This window comes from Mesorhizobium sp. M5C.F.Ca.IN.020.32.2.1 (genome assembly GCF_004023105.1).
Taxonomy (GTDB): domain Bacteria; phylum Pseudomonadota; class Alphaproteobacteria; order Rhizobiales; family Rhizobiaceae; genus Mesorhizobium; species Mesorhizobium wenxiniae.
In genome coordinates, this window is record NZ_RZSX01001444.1 from 1 (window position 1) to 830 (window position 830).

Annotated in this window: 1 protein-coding gene and 1 pseudogene; both read left to right on the forward strand. The window is 65.7% G+C overall.

Translation table 11 applies throughout. The features are described 5' to 3' along the window. A pseudogene (locus tag EOA86_RS36650) lies at positions 1 to 182 on the forward strand (nicotinate-nucleotide diphosphorylase (carboxylating)); the annotation flags it as partial. Positions 183 to 192: 10 nt separating this feature from the next. Then, a partial coding sequence (gene bioB, locus EOA86_RS36655; protein ID WP_128345833.1) for a biotin synthase BioB occupies positions 193 to 830 on the forward strand: 638 nt, incomplete at its 3' end.

The window sequence follows — 830 nt, forward strand, 5'->3', positions numbered from 1 at the left end:
CGATGGTGGGCGGCCGCGCGATCACCGAAGCGTCCGGTCGCGTGACGCAAAGAACGGCAGCGGCGATCGCCGCGACCGGCGTCGACCTCATCTCCGTTGGCTGGATCACGCACAGCGCGCCGATCCTCGACATCGGTCTGGACGTCCCGGTCAAGGCGGACAGCAACAGGAATTTGAATTGATGGGGACGACATGACAGCGTCATTGAAACGCAGCGGCATCATGCCGACACCAGTAGCTGCCCGCAAGCGTTGGACCCTTGAAGAGGCCCAGGCCCTCTATGACGCGCCCTTCAACGACCTGCTGTTCCAGGCGCACTCGGTGCACCGTCAGAACTTCGATCCGAACCGTGTCCAGCTGAGCCGGCTGCTCAGTATCAAGACCGGCGGCTGCCCTGAGGACTGCGGCTATTGCAGCCAGTCCGCCCGCTATCCGTCGGGGCTGAAGGCCTCCAAGCTCATGGACGTCGAGCGCGTCGTGAGCGAAGCCCGCAAGGCGCGCGACGCGGGCGCGACACGCTACTGCATGGGTGCTGCCTGGCGCAGCCCGAGGGAGCGCGACATGGACGCCCTGGTCGCCATGGTCGAGGCCGTGAAGGCGCTCGGCATGGAAACCTGCATGACGCTCGGCATGCTCGATCCTGGCCAGGCGCAGCGCCTGAAGGCGGCCGGCCTCGACTACTACAACCACAACATCGATACGTCCGAGCGATACTACGGCGAGATCATCACGACGCGCGGCTTCGCGGACCGGCTCGAAACGCTTGGCAACGTGCGTGCCAGCGGCATCAAGGTCTGCTGCGGCGGTATCGTCGGCATGGGCGGGCAGAC